This window comes from Streptomyces sp. NBC_00510 (assembly GCA_036013505.1).
Taxonomy (GTDB): Bacteria; Actinomycetota; Actinomycetes; order Streptomycetales; family Streptomycetaceae; genus Actinacidiphila.
In genome coordinates this window covers 6,365,646-6,382,719 of record CP107851.1, presented here as the reverse complement: position 1 = coordinate 6,382,719, position 17,074 = coordinate 6,365,646, and the positions used below count along the sequence as shown (strand labels likewise).

Genomic DNA, 17,074 nt, shown 5'->3' with positions numbered 1-17,074 from the left:
GGATCGATACGTATGGCTCCCATAGTCCCATGGCCGGGGCCCACGGCCGTGCCGGGCGGTGCGGGAGGCGCCGCGGGACCCGCCACGGGCCACCGGTTTGGGCGGCGCGGCGGCCGACTGCTAGCCTGGGCAGTCGCGCCTCGTGCCCTCTTACCCGAGGCGCGGACCCCATCAGACCAAACCTGAAAAGGCTCTTTCGTGGCGAACATCAAGTCCCAGATCAAGCGCAACAAGACCAACGAGAAGGCGCGCCTGCGCAACAAGGCCGTCAAGTCCGAGCTCAAGACCGCCATCCGTCGCACCCGTGAGGCCGTGGCCACCGGCGACGTCGAGAAGGCGACCGAGGCCGCGCGTCTCGCCTCCAAGAAGCTCGACAAGGCCGTGAGCAAGGGCGTCATCCACAAGAACCAGGCCGCCAACAAGAAGTCGGCGCTGGCTCTCAAGGTCGCCGGCCTCCAGGGCTGAGCCTTCCCGCAGCAGTACCCGTCGGTGACGGACACAGCGGTCCCTCTCACCCGCTCCTCCACCGGCACCCTTGATCTTCCGGCCGCACGCGGCCTGCGTTCGCCACGCGGGTGCGGCCTCCGAAGGGCCCCGTACCTCCCGGTACGGGGCCCTTCGGCATGTCCGGCTCCGTTCGCGGCTCTCAGCGGGCCCGCGCGGCCCGGGCCACGGCGACGACCGCCTTCTCCAGGGCGTAGGCCGGGTCCGCGCCGCCGCCCTTGACCGCGGCGTCGGCCTCGGCGACCGCACGCAGGGCGGCGGAGACACCGTCCCCTGACCAGCCGCGCATCTGCTGCCGGACGCGGTCGATCTTCCACGGCGGCATGCCCAGCTCCCGCGCCAGGTCCGCGGGGCGCGCCCCGCGCGGGGCGGAGGCGAGCTTGCCGATGGCCCGGACGCCCGAGGCGAGCGCGAACGTGATGCCGGGCAGCGGCTGGCCGACCGCGATCGCCCAGCGCAGCCGCTCCAGCGCCTCGGCGGCGCGGCCGGTCACCGCGAGGTCGGCGACCTCGAAGCCGGTGGCCTCGGCCCGGCCCGTGTAGTAGCGGGCGACCACGGCCGCGTCGATCGCGCCCTCCACGTCGGCGGCGAGCTGGGCGCAGGCGCTCGCCAGCTCCCGCAGGTCGCTGCCGATGGCGTCCACCAGTGCCTGGCAGGCCTCGGGGGTCGCGGACCGCCCCAGCGCGCGGAACTCCTGGCGGACGAAGGCCAGCCGGTCGGCGGGCTTGGTCATCTTCGGGCAGGCCACCTCACGCGCCCCGGCCTTGCGGGCCGCGTCCAGCAGGCCCTTGCCCTTGGCGCCGCCCGCGTGCAGCAGGACGAGCGTGATCTCCTCGGCGGGGGCGTCCAGATAGGCCTTGACGTCCTTGATGGTGTCCGCGGACAGGTCGTGCGCGTTCCGTACGACCACGACCTTGCGCTCGGCGAAGAGCGAGGGGCTGGTGAGCTCCGCCAGCGTGCCCGGCTGGAGCGCGTCCGGGGTGAGGTCGCGCACATCGGTGTCGGCGTCGGCGGCCCGCGCCGCCTGCACGACCTCCCGTACCGCGCGGTCGAGGAGCAGGTCCTCCTGCCCCACCGCGATCGTCACGGGGGCGAGCGGGCTGTCTGTCGTACTGTTCCTGGCCATCGCCGTCCAGCATCCCACGCGGGTCCGACACAATGTCCCGGTGAATGACGTCAGACATGTGCTCGTCCTCCCCGACCGCGATGCCGCGGAGGAGGCCGCCGACGAAGCCACCGAGCGCTTCGACCTGCCCGCCCGCCCCCAGCTCCTCCGGGACGCCCTCGCCGGCGAGGACGACGCCGAGGACGCCCAGTGGCTCCTGCTCATCAACGACGAGGACGAGGAACTGGACCCCGCCGCGCTGAACGAACTGGCGGAGGAGTTCGAGGGCTGGCTGGAGGAGGACTAGGCCGTGCCGCTGCGCGTTCCCGCCCAGCGCCGCCGCTCGCAGGAGCCGGGGGCGGAGCGCCCCGGGGTGGCCGGGGCGCTCCCGGCCGTCCCGTTCAACCAGCGCGTACGTCTCCTGGTCGAGGCCGTCGACGAGCCCGACGAGCTCGCCCTCGCCCAGGGGCTGATGGAGGCGCGGGGCTGGGCGGTGCGCCGCGCCGGCCGTGAGGACGCCCCGGCCACCGCGGGCGCCGGCCGCGTCGCGCTCGTCGTCGAGGTACGGCTGAGCGGCTCCCGCTGGCGGGCCGAGAAGGCGGCGTGCGGGGCCGTGGAACGCCTGGCGAGGACCCATCAGCTCGGCCTGTGGGTCCGGGACGCGGCGCTGCTGCTGCGGCCGGACGACCCGCGGACCGAGTACCGCGTGATCCGCCGTCCCGGCGCGGGCGGCGGAGGGCGCGACCGGCTCGCTCGGTGGTGGGCCGCGTGCGGCGGGCGTGGCGCGCACCGGCTGCTGCGGCTGCCGTCCGGGCTCACCCGGGAGGCCGTCGAGCGGGAGCTTTCGGAACGTCCCCTCGGCGGAGACGCGTTCACGCCCGACGCCTACGAACTGCGGCCCGCACCGCCCGAGACGGACGTCCCGGCGGCCACCGGGACGCACCGTGCCGCGCTCCGGGTGCGGACGCTGCCCGGCGTGGCCGGCGCCGCCGCCGCGGCGGCGCTGCTGGGCTGGACGGCCTCCGGGGCGGACGCGGAACTCCTGTGGTGGCCCCTGGCGGCGGTGGCCCTCCTCTGCGCGCCGGGGGTCCACTTCGCCCTGCGCGACTCGTGGTTCTCACGGAACGCGGTCTGGCTGGTGCCGCTCGCCCTGCCCGTGGGGTGGTCGCTGGTGACCTGGCTCGGGCGGCTGATGCAGGCGTTCTACCTCGACCGGTTCGGCATCCCGTCCGGCTCGGTCCGCTCCACCGGGGACCTGTGGCCGTACGCGGCCGCCGCCGAACCGCTGGGCCTCGCCCTGGGGTTCGTGCTGTTCTTCACGGCGGTCGCGGGCTGGCTGCGGCACGTGCACATCGCCAAGGGCGACAACCGCCTCGCCCTGGTGGCCGTCACCGTGCTGCTGTCGGCGGCCTTCGCGGCCACCACGCTCGTCGCCGGCGCCCACGACGCGGACCGGGCCGCCCGCGACGCGGCGTCCGCGGCCGGGCGGGGGCACGTACCGGCGACGTACTTCGGGCTGCACGGCACCTTGATGTGCGTCGTGCCCGTCGGCGAGGGCCCCGTCCCCGTGGAGAACGGACCGGTGCCGGCCGACCACGCCGTCCTGTCCTTCGGAGCCTCCGGGGACTGGATCTGGCTGTGGGACCCGCGCCGTTCGCAGGCCCTGTCGGTGCGCCGGGAGGACGTGCAGCCGCTCCCCGCGCCGGCGGTCAGCGGCGGGAGTCCCCGAACAGGATGCGGTAGATGATCAGGAGAGCGAGCGCGCCGCCTATGGCCGCGCCCCACGTGGGCAGGTCGTAGAAGTCCTTGGTGATGGGGTGGTCGAGGAACTTCGCCGAGATCCAGCCGCCCACCACCGCGCCCGCGATGCCGATCAGCGTCGTCCCGACCAGACCGCCCGGGTCCTTCCCGGGCAGCAGTATCTTCGCGATGGCGCCCGCTATCAGGCCCAGTACGATCCAGCCGATGATGGTCATGCCGTCAACCTGCCACGGCCCCCGCCCCTTCATGCGCGCCGAGACGGAGCCATGGGCAAGCCGTGACACGGCGGTTGCACTTCTCAGGGAACTCTCAGCCCGGCGGCAGGCGGGTGACGCGGGGTGCGGGAAAACCGGGTGACATCCGTGCCGGCGGCTCTGCAGGATCACCGGGTCAGCCGCTCCCGACCAGGAGGCCCCGTGGTGCACCGCAGGATCGTCCCGACCTTGTTCCCGCCGCCCGGTTACGCGCACGCCGCGGTCGTCGAGGCCGGGCAGCGGCTCGCCTTCATGGCGGGTTCCGTACCCCTCGACGCGCAGGGCGCCCTGGTGGGGCCCGGCGATCCCGTCGCGCAGGCGCGCCAGGTCGTCGCCAATCTCGACGAGGCGCTGCGGGCCGTGGGCAGCGGCCTGGAGCACGTGGTCGCCTCCACCGTGTACGTCGTGGGCACCGGCCCCGCCGAACTGTCGCGGGTCTGGGAGGTCGTCCGGGCCTCGGGACTGAGCGAGGGGCCCCACACGTCGACGCTGCTCGGGGTCGGCTGCCTCGGGTACGCCGGCCAGCTGGTGGAGGTCACCGCGACGGCGGTGGTGCCCTGAACCGCGGCGGACGGTTCAGCGGCGCCAGGCGCGGACCAGGTCCTCGGGGCCCCAGTGGGCGGCCAGGGGGAGGCCGGGGGTGACGCCGCAGCGCGAGACGGCGACGAGGGGGGTGGCGGGGGTCGCGCCGGGGACGGCGGTCACGTCGCGGACGAGGGCGTCGTATTCGTGGCGGCCGAAGGGGTGGGTGTCGAACCACTTGACGGAGCCGACGAAGTGGACCTGCGTGGCCACCGGTTCGCGGTCGGCGCCGACGAGGTCGACCTCGGGGTTGTTCTGGCGGTTCCACCAGCCGCCGACGGCCTCGGTGCGGGGCCAGGCCTCGTCGGGGAGCAGCCTGAGCAGGGACGCGCGGACGACGGGCTCGACCGCGCGGCCGCGCCAGGTGGACCAGGACCGCTCGAAGCGTTCCAGGGCGAGGTCGCCCCGGCCGCGTTCGATCAGGGGGAGGGCGCGGTCCACGAAGGCGAGCCAGAAGCGCAGGTAGGGGTCGGCGATGCGGTAGCGCTTGTTCTTGGTGTCGGCCTTGGTCGACAGGGGGAGGTCGGCGGCGAGCACGCGCTTGGCCAGGAGGGTGCCGAGCAGGGGCGACAGGGTGCCCGAGGGGAGCGGGTGGGCGCCCCCGGTACGGGCCGCGATGGAGGAGAAGGTGCGTTCTCCGCTGCCGACGGCCTCCAGGACGGCACGGGAGTGGGAGGCCTCGGGGAACTCGCCGAGCAGGGAGAGCTCCCCCGCGACGAGGAGCGGGGAGAGCGGGGTGGAGAGGGCCTCGCGCAGGAACGCGGTGCGGGAGGTGCCGGGCCGCCACGACTGGACGATCTCCGGGAAGCCGCCGGTGATCAGGAGGGCGTCCACCGCGTCGGCGGCGCCGAGCCCGGTCATGGACTGCACGTCGGCGAGGTGGAGCGGGCGGACGGTCATCTTGGTGCCGCGGCCGTAGAAGGGGCGGCCGTAGGTCTGGAGCGCCTCCATCACCGACATGTCGCTGCCGACCAGCACCAGCAGGACGGGCTTGGCGGACAGGTGGCGGTCCCAGACGGTCTGCAGGGCGCCCTCGAACTCGGGGTCCTGCTCCACCAGCCAGGGCACCTCGTCGATCACGGCGATGCTCGGTGTGGTGTCGGGGACGGCGAGGGCGAGCGAGCGCAGCGCCTGGTTCCAGTCGCCGCCCTGGAGGCCGGCGACGAGGTCGGCGCCGGGCAGGCCGGAGTGGGCGAGGGCCGTGGCGAAGTCCGCCCGTTCCGCTGCGGGGTTCCGGCCGCGGGTGGCCTGGAAGACGACGTACGGCACCCCGGAGCGGTCGCAGAACTCCTGGACCAGACGGGACTTCCCGACCCGGCGCCGGCCCGTCACGATCACGGCTTGGCCGCGGGTGGCGGCCGTGCCGTCGGTGACCCGGCGCAGCAGGTCGGTGAGGTGCTCGAGGTCGGCTGTGCGGCCCGTGAACTCCATCGGCGTCGGCCCCCGCGGCTGGCTGGGAAGGTGGACCTGGAAAGGTAGACCAGATCTTACGTAGATCGAGTCTTACTTTACCTCGGGAACCCGGTCCAGGGCGAGGCCGAAGCGCTCGCGGTAGGCGGCGAGGACGGCGGCGTCGCCGTCCAGGGCGTCTTCCCGGCGGATGCCGTCGGGGGCGGTGGTGATGAGCGTGCGGCCGGAGAGGGTCAGCCTCCCGCCGTCCCCGGTCAGACGGGAGCAGACCAGGGACCGCGTGAAGTGGGAGTGCGGCGAGGTCTGCTGGTACCAGGAGCCGACCTCGAAGTCGGCGAGTTCCCGGGGGCGGGGTTCGAGGCGGAAGACCGGCTCGCCGTCGTGGTGGAGGTCGAGGTCGCCGTACGGGGCCGGGGTGAAGCGGAAGACGCCGCCGGGGTCCTTCTGGTCGACGTCGGGGGTGAGGTCGAGGGGGAGGTGCGCATGGCGGCCGAAGCCGACGTCCGCGAGGAGGGTGACACCGTCGCAGGTGCGGACGCGGAGCGCCATGTGGTCGAAGGGGATGCCGAGGCGCGGGCCGTTGACGGAACGGGCCGCGTAGAGCGTGACGTCGTAGCCCAGGGCGGTGAGCAGGGCGCCGAAGGCGCCGTTGACCTCGTAGCAGAAGCCGCCGCGGCGGGCGATCACGATCTTGTCGTAGAGGACCTCGGGGTCCAGGGAGACGTCTTCTCCGAGGTGGATGGAGAGGTTCTCGAAGGGCACGGCGACGAGATGGCGCAGGTGCAGCTCGCACAGGGCCGCCGCGTCAGGGCGTTCGGGGCGCGCGGCGCCGATGCGGCGGAGGTAGGCGTCGGCCTGGGGAGCGTCCATGGCGTCAGTCTTGGGGAACCGGCGACGATCACGCCAGACCCGGATAGCTTCGCGGCATGACGCGAACACTGCGCGAGCGGCACGCCGCGGCGATGGGCCGACTCAAGGACGACGAGGACGTGTGGGTGGCGACGGCGGACGCGCGCGGGGTGCCGTGCCTCGTCCCGCTGTCGTTCTGGTGGGACGGAGAGGAGCTGTGGCTCGCCACACGGAGGACGAATCCCACCGGGAGGAACCTGGAGTCCTCGGGACGGGTGCGGCTGAGCCTGGGTCACACGAGAGATCTGGTGCTCATCGACGGCACGGCACGGGTCGTGGACTTCGCGCGGCTGCCGGACGGTGTCGGTGACGCCTTCGCGGCGAAGGCCGAGTGGGATCCCCGTGGTGACGGACCTTCGTACGCGTTCTACGCGATCCGGCCGCAATGGGTGCAGGCCTGGGGGACGCTGCCGGAGATGCGGGACCGGGACCTGATGAAGGAAGGGGTGTGGCTATTCTGATCGACAATCGGCGATATACACAGTGCCAGACCGCAAGTTGCCGGTTTTACGTCGGACATAGGCTGGTTGATCTTCGGATTTCGTTGTCCGGAGACTCTTGACGGGGGCTTGACGCGCGCGGTTTCATCCTCGGAAGCGGAGGTGAACATTCCGTTTCATGTTTCCCTGGACCGGAGGCGGTAGCCCCCTCGAGCCCGACCCGATCGGATGCGCGCATGACCGACACGCTCCACCCGCCGACGGCCCCGCACTCGCCGCCGGCCCCGCCCATCGAGGCTCCGAAGTCGCTCAAGAGGTCGATCGGCGTGGTCGGCGGAACGCTGCTGACGCTGTCGTGCCTGACCCCGGCCTCCTCGCTGTTCGTCATCGTGCCCCCGCTCTTCGCCGACCTGGGAACCGGGACGGCGCTGACCATCGTGATCGCGGCGGTCCTCTGCATCGCGGTGGCCTTCTGCTATTCGGAACTCGGGACGCTGATACCGAGCGCGGGCGGCGAGTACGCGATGGTCGGCACGCTCATCGGGCGGCTGGCCGGGTGGATCGTGTTCGTGCTGTCCCTGATCGTCGTGATGATCGTGCCGCCGATCATCGCGCTCGGCACGGGCGAGTACCTGGCGCCGATCATGCAGATCGACCCGAAGATCGCGGGCGCCGCCGTCATGCTGCTGGCCACCGTCATGGGTCTGCTGGACCTGCGGGCCAATGCCTGGATCACCGGCATCTTCCTGGTCCTGGAGGTCGTCGCGGCGGCGGTCGTGGCCTTCCTCGGCTTCTCCCACACCTCGCGGTCGGCCTCGGTGCTGATCCACCCGGTGACGGAGGCCGGGCACGGGGTGGGGTCGGCGGTCACGGCGGGGACGATCATCGCGGGGCTGGCGATCGCGCTCTTCGTGCTGCAGGGCTTCAGCACGGCCGTGTACCTGTCCGAGGAGATGGAGAACCCGCGGCGCACGGTCTCCCGGACCGTGCTGTGGACGCTCGGCATCGGCGCCCTGGTGGTGATCGTGCCGACGATCGCGATCACGCTGGGCGCGCCCGACATGAACTCCCTGATGGCGGGCGACCTCTCGGCGCTCGTACGGGGCTGGAGCAACTCGGCGGTCGGCACCTTCGTCAGCCTCTGCATCGCGCTGGCCATCATCAACGCGGGCATCGTGATGGTCATCCAGAACTCCCGGGTGCTGTACGCCTCCGCGCGGGACCGCGCCTGGCCGACCCCGGTCAACAAGGCCTTCGGCACGCTGAGCAAGCGGTTCGGCGCCCCGTGGATCGCGACGCTCGCGGTGGGCGTGCCGGGTGCGGTGCTGTGCTTCGTGCCGGTGGAGACGCTGAGCGGCGTCACCGGTGTGGCGGTCGCCGCGATGTACATCGTCGTCGCCCTCGCGGCCCTCGGCTCGCGCCGCGCCGGGCACAAGGCGCGTGCGGCCTGGCGCATGCCGCTGTGGCCCGCGGTGCCGCTGCTGCTGGTCGTCGTGCTGGCGTACGTGCTGACCCGGCAGACCGCGCAGGACCTGGTGATCACCGGTGTGATCGTCGCCGCCTCGCTGGCCTACTGGCTCTTCTACCTCCGGCCGCGGCAGAGCACCCGCTGGGTGATCTCCGTGCCCGAGGAGGAGATGGGCCTGGAGGACGCCTGAGCCGCCCGTCCCCGGCACCCGTGGGGCCCGTACCGGTCGTGCACCGGTGCGGGCCCTTCGCCGTCCCCGGACGGCCCGCTCCGCGACGGGCGACGGACCGGTCGCGGCGGCCCGCAGGTCCTCCCGGTCGCCCAGGACGGCGACCGGGCCGTCCCGGTCGGTGCGAAGGACCGTGGCGCCCTGGGCGCGCAGCGCGGCGAGGGTCCGGGGCGACGGGTGTCCGTACGGGTTCCCGGCCCCGCAGCTGACGAGCGCGAGACGGGGCCGGATGCGGGCCAGCAGCGCCGGGTCCTGGTAGGCGGAGCCGTGGTGGGCGACCTTCAGGACGTCGACGCGCGGGAGGTCCGGGACGGCGGTCAGGAGCGCGTGCTGGGCCGCGGGCTCCAGGTCGCCGAGGAGGAGCACGGTGAGCCCTGCGGTGCGGACCAGCAGGGTGACGCTGGCGTCGTTGGGATTGGCACCGTCGGAGCCCGCGAAGAGGGAGGGCACGGCAGGCCACAGCACACGCCAGTCGAGGGGGCCCAGGCGGCGGCGCTCCCCGGGCGTCGCGCGCAGCAGGGGAACGCGGGCGGCGGCCGCCTGACGGCGTACGAAGGCGGCCTGGTCGGAGGGTTCGTCGAGGGTGGTGGTCTCGATCGCGCCCACGGAACGGCCGCGCAGGACCCCGGGGAGGCCGGCGACATGGTCGGCGTGGAAATGCGTGAGGACGAGCAGCGGGATCGCGGTGACCCCGAGCGAACGCAGGCAGCGGTCGACGAGGCGGGGCTCCGGGCCGGTGTCCACCACGACGGCGGCGCCGTCGCCCGCGGAGAGCACCAGAGCGTCGCCCTGGCCGACGTCGCAGGCCACCAGCCGCCAGGCCGGGGGCGGCCAGCCGGTCACCGAGCGGGGCAGCGGCGCGGGACGTACGACGGCCAGCACGAGCAGCAGCGCGGCGGCCGCGCACAGCCAGGGACGGTGCAGGAGGCGGCGCCCCGCCGCGACCACCACCACGGTGACGGCCGTCAGCAACAGGGCGCCCGCCCAGGTGCCGGGCCAGTCGAGCGTCGCCCCGGGCAGGGCGGCGCCGCGCCGGGCCACCGCCGCGATCCAGCCGGCGGGCCAGCCCGCGACCCAGGCGAGGGCCTTGGCGACGGGCATGGCGAAGGGCGCCGCGGCCAGGGCGGCGAAGCCGAGGACGGTGGCGGGGCCCACCGCGAGTTCCGCCAGCAGGTTGCAGGGGACGGCGACCAGGCTGACGTGGGCGGCCAGCACCGCCACCACCGGGGCGCACACCGCCTGTGCGGCCGCCGCCGCGGCCAGGACCTCCGCGAGGCGCGGTGGCACCCGCCGGTGCCGTAGGGCGGTGCTCCAGCGCGGGGCGAGGACCAGGAGCGCACCGGTGGCCAGCACGGACAGCGCGAAGCCGTACGAGCGGGCGAGCCAGGGATCGTGGAGGAGCAGCAGCAGGGCGGCCCCGCACAGCGCGGGCAGCAGGCTGCGGCGGCGGCCCGTGCCGATGGCCAGCAGGGTGATCAGCCCGCAGGCGGCCGCGCGCAGCACGCTCGGGTCCGGCCGGCACACGACGACGAAGGCCACGGTGAGCACTCCCCCGAGCACAGCCGTCACACGGAGCGGGAGGGCCAGCCGCGGTGCCAGGCCGCCGCGCTCGGCGCGCAGCGCGAGACCGGGCGGACCGATCAGCAGGATCAGCACGAGTGAGAGGTTGGAACCGCTGACCGCGGTCAGATGGGTCAGGTCGGTGGCCTCGAACGCGTCGTGCAACTCCACCGGGATACGGGAGGTGTCCCCGACGACCAGCCCGGGAAGGAGGGCACGGGCGTCGGGCGGCAGGCCCTCGGTGGCCTCGCGCAGCCCCGCGCGGAGTCCGCCGGCCACACGTTGCGCACGGCCGGGCGGCCCCACGACGCGCGGCGGCCCTCGCACCGACAGCACCGCGGCGATCCGGTCGCCCGGCCCCGCCGCCGGGGCGAGCCGGGCCTCCGCCTCGACGCGTGTGCCGGGCAGCAACGTCAGCCAGGTACGGGCGGGTTGCCGGGCGATGAGCAGCACCGGTGTGCGGACGGCGGTCGTCGTGCCCCTTGCCGCCACGCGTACGGCCTCGGCCTCCACCAGCACCGCGTCCGGCGCCCGGACGGCCCCGCGCACCTGCGGGCGGATCAGCCGGGGATCCGCCGTCAGCCGCAACTCCACCCTCGCATGCGCGTGTTCGGCCGCCAGGGCGGGCACCGGGCCACGGTGCAGGTCCGCGGAGTGCAGTCCCGCCACGGCCGCGGACGCCGCCGCGCAGAGCGCCACGGTGGCCACCGACGTCCACCGGCGTACGAACGACGCGAGCGCCACCAGGACGACCAGCGCGCACGCCCCCACCACGGCTCGCCCCGGCGCCGCGAGGGCGACGCCCGCGGCGAGCCAGGCCGCGAGGGCCGGGGCCACCAGACGGAGGTCCGGCGGGCCCTCCTGGCGCGGGTTCGACGCGCCCCGGGGTGAGGCGGCCGCCGCGTGCACCGCCGGGCGGGGCGCGCTCATGGGGTGACCAGTGGCTTGAGATCGGAGAACCGGCGGTCCCCGATGCCGTTGACGTCACGCAGTTGCTCGACGGAGGTGAAACCGCCGTGCCGGCCGCGGTAGTCGATGATGTGCCGGGCGAGCACCGGCCCCACACCGGGCAGGGCGTCCAACTGCTCGGCGGTGGCGGCGCTGAGGCTGACCGGACCGCTCGCCGCGGCGGTTCCCTCGCCCCCGGTGGCCGGTTGCGGGGCGGGGCGGCCCACGACGATCTGCTCCCCGTCGGCCAGCAGGCGGGCCAGGTTCAGGGCGCTGGTGTCCGTACCGGGCAGCGCTCCCCCGGCGGCGTCCACGGCGTCCGCCACCCGGGACCCCTCGGGCAGCCGGCGCAACCCCGGCCTCCTGACCTTGCCGGCGACGTCCACGACCAGCACCGGTTTCGCCCCCGGCGCGGGGCTCGGCGCCCGTGACCCGGCCGCGGCGGAAGCCCGCGCGGCGGCGGGGGCCTCGGCCGCGGCGGGCAGCGCCGCGGCGACCGGCGGCACCGCCACGGTGCACGGCCGGCCGGTCCAGAAGTGGTGCACCGCGAAGGCGACGGCGACGAGGAGGACGACGGCCAGGGCGGCCGCCGTCTTCGCCTCGATGCCGCAGCGGACGGAGAGCCAGGTGGGGAGGCGCTCGGTGAGGGCCAGGCGCCAGGCGCCCCCGGTGCGGCGTCCCGGCGGATCCGGCGCCCCCGGCGCAGCCGGTCGTTCCGGCACGGCCAACCGCTCCGGCGCATCCGGTCGTTCCGGTGGATCTGGTGCCGCCGCGCCCGCCCCACCCCGTGGCGCGGAACGGGCCGGCGGACGGTCGAAGAGGGCTGCGGCCCGTTCCCGGACCGCGCCGGCGGCGGGCCCGGGTGCGGGCACGCGTGCGGACGGGTGCCTGCGGTGGCGAGGAGTTGCGGTGGTCGATCCCATGTCAGGGACGGTAGGCGGACCGGCGCCAACAAGATGATCTTGCGCAAGTCCTGTGGATTGTCCAGAGGTTGTGGATAACCCCGTCACCCGAAAGGGGTCACAGCGGGGAGACGACCGCCCCCAGCAGCCCGGGCCCCGTGTGGGCGCCGATCACCGCGCCGACCTCGCTGAGGACGAGGGTGTTGAGCCCGGGGACCCGCGCCCGCAGCCGCTCCGCCAGGGCGGACGCGCGGTCCGCGGCGGCGAGGTGGTGGACGGCGATGTCCACCGGACGGGTGCCCGCCCGCTCGACGACGATCTCCTCGAGCCGCGCCAGCGCCTTGGAGGCCGTACGCACCTTCTCCAGCAGCTGGATGCGGCCCTCGTCCAGCTGCAGCAGCGGCTTCACCGCGAGCGCCGACCCGAGCAGCGCCTGCGCCGCGCCGATGCGTCCGCCCCGGCGCAGGTAGTCCAGGGTGTCCACGTAGAAGTACGCCGACGTGTCCGACGCCCGCTTCTCCGCCGCCGCCACGATCTCGTCCGCGGAGCCGCCCCCCTCCGCCGCCTCGGCGGCGCTCAGCACCGGGAACCCGAGGGCCATGGCGACCATCGCGGTGTCCACGACGCGCACCGGCACGGGCGCGTCCGCCCCCGCGAGCAGCGCGGCGTCGTAGGTGCCGGAGAACTCCGCCGACAGGTGCAGGGAGACGATCTCGGTCGCGCCCGACTCCGCCACCGCGCGGTAGGCGGCGGCGAATTCCTCGGGGCTCGGCCGCGACGTGGTGACGGGCTTGCGGCGTTGCAAGGCGCGGGCGACCGCGGGCGCCGACACCTCGGTGCCCTCTTCCAGCGCTTCGTCGCCGATCACCACCGCCAGGGGCACCACGGTGATCCGGTGCCGGGTCAGGGCCTCCTGCGGCAGGTAGGCCGTGGAATCGGTGACGATAGCGACATGGGACGACATGTGCGGGAGGTTACCCGCGCCGAAGGCCGGGCGACAGTACGGCTCCGCCGAGGTGAACCCTGGTGAACGTCCCCGGGGCCCGTCCCGGCCGCGCCCGGCCCCTCACAGCGCCTTGGGCGGCTGCCCGGCGCCCGGCTCGGGCATCCGCTCGCGCCGCATCCCCGGCTGAGTGCGCGGTTCCGGTTCCGGCTCCGGCAGCGCCGAGGGCGCCCAGTGCCGCAACGCCCCGGCCTCCAGGTCGATGTCGCGGCCCAGCGCCGCGAGGTCGTCGTCGGCGAAGCGGCGGGCCCGGTCCTGGGCTGCCCAGCGCAGCGAGTCCGCGGAGTGGGTGATGCGCCGCGTGCGCTCCTGGAGCTCGCCGATCCGGGCCGCGATGCGGGAGCGGTCGGGCTCGCGCTCCAGCAGCCGCAGCTCCGCGTCGAGCTCCCGGGCGTGGGAGCTCAGCCTGGCGAGCAGCGCGACGGCCTCGCTCAGCGACGGGTCGACGGCGGCCTGCCCTTCCAGCGCCGCTTCCGTGCTCGTGACGGACGTACGCAGCGCCAGGCGCAGCTCGGCGAGCTTCCCGGCGGGCCCGGGCCGGCTGTAGCGGCGGGCCTTCAGACCGGTGTCCTCGACCACGCGGCGGGCCTCGATGCTGGTGCGCTCCACCCCGCGCTTGACCGCCCGCGCCGTCTTGACCGCGGCGACGACACCGAGCGCCACGAAGGAGGCGAAGAGCAGCAGGATCACGGCGACGGCGACATCCACGGCGGCTCCTCTGCCCGGTCGGCCCGGTCCGTCCGACCGGCCCGATCTGCTCGATCGGTTGTATGCCCACCGTAAACGGACGGGGGCGGGCAAGGGTTCCGGGAGAACCCCTACCCGCCCCTTACACCGACCTGCACCGACCGGGCGATCAGCCGGGCATCAGGCCCGAGCCGAGCACGCCATCAGCCCATCAGACCGAGCGCGTCACCGCGCCGGCACGCCATCAGGCAGGAACGATGTTCACCAGCTTCGGCGCCCGCACGATCACCTTGCGGACCCCCGCGCCTTCCAGCGCGGCCACGACCGCCGGGTCGGCCAGGGCCTGGGCCTCCAGGTCGGCGTCGGAGATCGTCGGCGGCACCTCCAGACGGGCCTTGATCTTGCCCTTGATCTGGACGACGCAGGTGACGGTCTCGTCCACCACGTACGCCGGGTCGGCCACCGGCAGGTCCTCGTGCGCCAGCGACCCGTCGTGCCCCAGCCGCCGCCACAGCTCCTCGGCGATGTGCGGGGCCAGCGGCGCGATCAGCAGCACCAGCGGCTCGGCGACCGAGCGCGACACCGGGCCGCCCGCCTTGGTCAGGTGGTTGTTCAGCTCGGTGATCTTGGCGATGGCGGTGTTGAAGCGCAGGCCCTCCAGGTCCTGGCGGACGCCGTCGATCGCCTTGTGCAGGGCGCGCAGGGTGTCCTCGTCCGGCTCGGCGCCGGTCACCGTGACCTCGCCGGTCGTCTCGTCCACGACGTTGCGCCACAGCCGCTGCAGCAGCCGGTACTGGCCGACGACCGCGCGGGTGTCCCAGGGCCGGGAGACGTCCAGCGGGCCCATCGCCATCTCGTACAGGCGCAGGGTGTCGGCGCCGTACTCGGCGGCGATCTCGTCCGGGGTGACGGCGTTCTTCAGGGACTTGCCCATCTTGCCCAGCTCGCGCTTGACCTGCTCGCCGCCGTACCACCAGCCGCCGTCGCGCTCCTCGACCTCGGCCGCCGGAACGGGGAAGCCGCGGCCGTCGCGGTAGACGTAGGCCTGGATCATTCCCTGGTTGAACAGCTTGTGGAACGGCTCCACCGACGACACGTGGCCCAGGTCGAACAGCACCTTGGACCAGAAGCGCGCGTACAGCAGGTGCAGCACCGCGTGCTCGGCGCCGCCGACGTACAGGTCGACGCCGCCGTGCGGCTGCCCCTCGCGCGGCCCCATCCAGTACCGCTCGATCTCGGGGTCGACCAGCTTCCGGTCGTTGTGCGGGTCCAGGTAGCGCAGCTCGTACCAGCAGGAACCGGCCCAGTTGGGCATGGTGTTGGTCTCGCGGCGGTACGGGCGCACGCCGCGGCCGTCGCCCAGGTCCAGCTCGACGTGGACCCACTCCGCGTTGCGGGACAGCGGGGTCTCGGGCTCGGTGTCCGCGTCGTCCGGTTCGAAGGTGCGCGGGGAGTAGTCCTCGACCTCGGGCAGCTCCAGCGGCAGCATCGACTCGGGCAGCGGGTGGGCGACGCCGTCCTCGTCGTAGACGATCGGGAAGGGCTCGCCCCAGTACCGCTGGCGGCTGAACAGCCAGTCGCGCAGGCGGAAGTTGATGGTGCCCTCGCCGATGCCGCGCTGCTCCAGGTACGCGATGACCTTGCGCTTGGCGTCGGCGACCTCCAGGCCGTTCAGGTCGATCTCGTCGTTGGCGGAGTTGATCGCCGGGCCCTGGCCGGTGTACGCCTCGCCCTCCCAGCCCTCGGGCGGCCGTACGGTGCGGATGATGGGCAGGTCGAAGACGGTGGCGAACTCCCAGTCGCGCTCGTCCTGGCCGGGGACGGCCATGATCGCGCCGGTGCCGTAGCCCATCAGGACGTAGTCGGCGACGAAGACCGGGACGCGGGTGCCGGTCAGCGGGTTCACGGCGTACGCGCCGCTGAAGACGCCGGTCTTGTTCTTGCCCTCGGTCTGCCGCTCGACGTCCGACTTGGACTGGGCCTGCTTGCGGTACTCCGCGACGGCCTCGGCCGGGGTGGCCGCGCCGCCGGTCCAGGCCTCCTTGGTGCCCTCCGGCCACGCGGCCGGCACCACGGTGTCGACCAGCGGGTGCTCGGGGGCCAGCACCATGTAGGTGGCGCCGAACAGGGTGTCCGGACGCGTGGTGAAGACGGTGATCGGGCTCTCGCCGTGGCCCTCGACCGCGAAGTCGACCCTGGCGCCCTCGGAGCGCCCGATCCAGTTGCGCTGCTGCAGCTTGATCGCCTCGGGCCAGTCCAGGGCGTCCAGGTCGGCCAGCAGGCGGTCCGCGTAGGCGGTGATGCGCATCATCCACTGGCGCAGCTTGGCCTTGAAGACGGGGAAGTTCCCGCGCTCGGAGCGGCCGTCGGCGGTGACCTCCTCGTTGGCCAGCACGGTGCCCAGGCCGGGGCACCAGTTGACCGGGGACTCCGAGGCGTAGGCCAGGCGGTACTCACCCAGGACGGCGTCGCGCTCGACGGGGCTCAGCTCGGCCCAGGCGCGCCCGTCGGGTGCCCGCCGCTCGCCCTTCTCGAACTGCTCGACCAGCTCGCCGATGGGGCGGGCGCGGTCGGCCTGGGGGTCGTACCAGGAGTTGAAGATCTGCAGGAAGATCCACTGGGTCCACTTGTAGTAGTCCGGGTCGATCGTGGCGAACGACCGGCGCCTGTCGTGGCCCAGGCCCAGCCGGCGCAGCTGGGACTTCATGTTGTTCATGGCCGCCTCGGTGGTGACCCGAGGGTGCTCGCCGGTCTGCACGGCGTGCTGCTCGGCGGGCAGGCCGAAGGCGTCGAAGCCCAGGGTGTGCAGCACGTTGTGCCCGGTCATCCGCTGGAAGCGGGCGAAGACGTCGGTGGCGATGTAGCCCAGGGGGTGACCGACGTGCAGTCCCGCGCCCGAGGGGTACGGGAACATGTCCATGATGAACTTCTTGGGCTTGGCCAGCTCGCCGTCCCCGGCCAGGTCACCGGTGGGGTTGGGCGCGGCGAAGGTCTGGTGCTCGTCCCAGAAGTCCTGCCAGCGGCTCTCGATGTCGGCGGCCAGGGCGGCCGTGTAGCGGTGGGGCGCAGCCGCCTCCGCGGCGGGGGTGGTCTCGCTCATCGTCCTTCGTACTCCATCGCTGTCATGACGGCCTGCGGCCCGGCCGCCGTACGGACATCTGCCTGCGCAACTGCGGAAACGAAAAAGCCCCTCGCACAGGAGGGGCGCCGCACTGACATCGATCGTGGTCAGCGCGGCTTGCTAAGCAGAAGGCGTACGGCACGCATGGGGTCAGGGTACCGCAGAGCGGGAAGGGCCCGCACCGAGGTTCC

At 73.8% G+C, this 17,074-nt stretch carries 14 protein-coding genes and 1 pseudogene; 6 read left to right on the top strand and 9 right to left on the bottom strand.

Translation table 11 applies throughout. The annotated features are described in order from the left end of the window. Positions 1 to 198: 198 nt before the first annotated feature. Positions 199 to 465: a 30S ribosomal protein S20 gene (gene rpsT, locus OG937_28765; GenBank protein ID WUD75396.1), complete on the top strand. Its 267-nt coding sequence runs from the start codon at positions 199 to 201 to the stop codon at positions 463 to 465. 181 nt (positions 466 to 646) lie between these two features. Here the strand turns inward: rpsT and holA are convergent, their stop codons facing one another. Further along, entirely contained in the window at positions 647 to 1,630 is a 984-nt protein-coding gene (gene holA, locus OG937_28760; protein ID WUD75395.1) for a DNA polymerase III subunit delta, read from the bottom strand. Between the two features lie 40 nt (positions 1,631 to 1,670). Between holA and OG937_28755 the strand changes: the two genes are divergently transcribed. Both OG937_28755 and OG937_28750 read left to right on the top strand, forming a co-directional pair. Continuing rightward, positions 1,671 to 1,916, top strand: a complete 246-nt coding sequence (locus tag OG937_28755) for a hypothetical protein (protein ID WUD75394.1) — start codon at positions 1,671 to 1,673, stop codon at positions 1,914 to 1,916. Positions 1,917 to 1,919: 3 nt separating this feature from the next. Further along, positions 1,920 to 3,356, top strand: coding sequence for a hypothetical protein (locus tag OG937_28750; GenBank protein WUD75393.1), 1,437 nt, complete (start codon positions 1,920 to 1,922; stop codon positions 3,354 to 3,356). Here the strand turns inward: OG937_28750 and OG937_28745 are convergent. Beyond that, a complete protein-coding gene (locus OG937_28745) occupies positions 3,319 to 3,585 on the bottom strand; it encodes a GlsB/YeaQ/YmgE family stress response membrane protein (GenBank protein ID WUD75392.1) in 267 nt (88 codons plus the stop codon). The genes OG937_28750 and OG937_28745 overlap by 38 nt on opposite strands. Before the next feature lie 201 nt (positions 3,586 to 3,786). Here OG937_28745 and OG937_28740 point away from each other — a divergent pair, with 201 nt between their 5' ends. Then, entirely contained in the window at positions 3,787 to 4,185 is a 399-nt protein-coding gene (locus OG937_28740; GenBank protein ID WUD75391.1) for a RidA family protein, read from the top strand. A 15-nt stretch (positions 4,186 to 4,200) separates the two neighbouring features. Here the strand turns inward: OG937_28740 and OG937_28735 are convergent, their stop codons facing one another. Next, positions 4,201 to 5,637, bottom strand: a complete 1,437-nt coding sequence (locus OG937_28735; GenBank protein WUD75390.1) for an AAA family ATPase — start codon at positions 5,635 to 5,637, stop codon at positions 4,201 to 4,203. Positions 5,638 to 5,709: 72 nt separating this feature from the next. Beyond that, positions 5,710 to 6,486 carry an arylamine N-acetyltransferase gene (locus tag OG937_28730; GenBank protein ID WUD75389.1) on the bottom strand — a complete coding sequence of 259 codons (777 nt, stop codon included), beginning with the start codon at positions 6,484 to 6,486 and terminating at the stop codon, positions 5,710 to 5,712. A 56-nt stretch (positions 6,487 to 6,542) separates the two neighbouring features. Between OG937_28730 and OG937_28725 the strand changes: the two genes are divergently transcribed. Both OG937_28725 and OG937_28720 read left to right on the top strand, forming a co-directional pair. Then, entirely contained in the window at positions 6,543 to 6,986 is a 444-nt protein-coding gene (locus OG937_28725) for a pyridoxamine 5'-phosphate oxidase family protein (GenBank protein ID WUD75388.1), read from the top strand. 215 nt (positions 6,987 to 7,201) lie between these two features. After that, entirely contained in the window at positions 7,202 to 8,623 is a 1,422-nt protein-coding gene (locus tag OG937_28720; protein WUD75387.1) for an APC family permease, read from the top strand. A gap of 108 nt (positions 8,624 to 8,731) precedes the next feature. On the opposite strand, the pseudogene OG937_28715 reads toward OG937_28720, so the two are convergent. The 5 genes and pseudogenes from OG937_28715 to leuS form a co-directional block, all read right to left on the bottom strand. Then, positions 8,732 to 11,152: pseudogene (locus OG937_28715) on the bottom strand (ComEC/Rec2 family competence protein). Then, complete coding sequence (locus tag OG937_28710) at positions 11,149 to 11,892, bottom strand: ComEA family DNA-binding protein (protein ID WUD75386.1); 744 nt, start codon at positions 11,890 to 11,892, stop codon at positions 11,149 to 11,151. The pseudogene OG937_28715 and the gene OG937_28710 overlap by 4 nt, the downstream one beginning before the upstream one ends. A gap of 298 nt (positions 11,893 to 12,190) precedes the next feature. Beyond that, entirely contained in the window at positions 12,191 to 13,036 is an 846-nt protein-coding gene (locus OG937_28705) for a DegV family protein (protein WUD75385.1), read from the bottom strand. 102 nt (positions 13,037 to 13,138) lie between these two features. Next, entirely contained in the window at positions 13,139 to 13,783 is a 645-nt protein-coding gene (locus OG937_28700; GenBank protein ID WUD75384.1) for a hypothetical protein, read from the bottom strand. 223 nt (positions 13,784 to 14,006) lie between these two features. After that, entirely contained in the window at positions 14,007 to 16,862 is a 2,856-nt protein-coding gene (gene leuS, locus OG937_28695; GenBank protein WUD75383.1) for a leucine--tRNA ligase, read from the bottom strand. Between the last annotated feature and the right edge of the window lie 212 nt (positions 16,863 to 17,074).

Excerpts from the sequence above, each read along its gene's own strand:
- holA (WUD75395.1), bottom strand. The coding sequence starts at position 1,630 with ATGGCCAGGAACAGTACGACAGACAGCCCGCTCGCCCCCGTGACGATC.
- OG937_28745 (WUD75392.1), bottom strand. The coding sequence starts at position 3,585 with ATGACCATCATCGGCTGGATCGTACTGGGCCTGATAGCGGGCGCCATC.
- OG937_28735 (WUD75390.1), bottom strand. The coding sequence starts at position 5,637 with ATGGAGTTCACGGGCCGCACAGCCGACCTCGAGCACCTCACCGACCTG.
- OG937_28730 (WUD75389.1), bottom strand. The coding sequence starts at position 6,486 with ATGGACGCTCCCCAGGCCGACGCCTACCTCCGCCGCATCGGCGCCGCG.
- OG937_28725 (WUD75388.1), top strand. The coding sequence starts at position 6,543 with ATGACGCGAACACTGCGCGAGCGGCACGCCGCGGCGATGGGCCGACTC.
- OG937_28720 (WUD75387.1), top strand. The coding sequence starts at position 7,202 with ATGACCGACACGCTCCACCCGCCGACGGCCCCGCACTCGCCGCCGGCC.
- OG937_28705 (WUD75385.1), bottom strand. The coding sequence starts at position 13,036 with ATGTCGTCCCATGTCGCTATCGTCACCGATTCCACGGCCTACCTGCCG.
- leuS (WUD75383.1), bottom strand. The coding sequence starts at position 16,862 with ATGAGCGAGACCACCCCCGCCGCGGAGGCGGCTGCGCCCCACCGCTAC.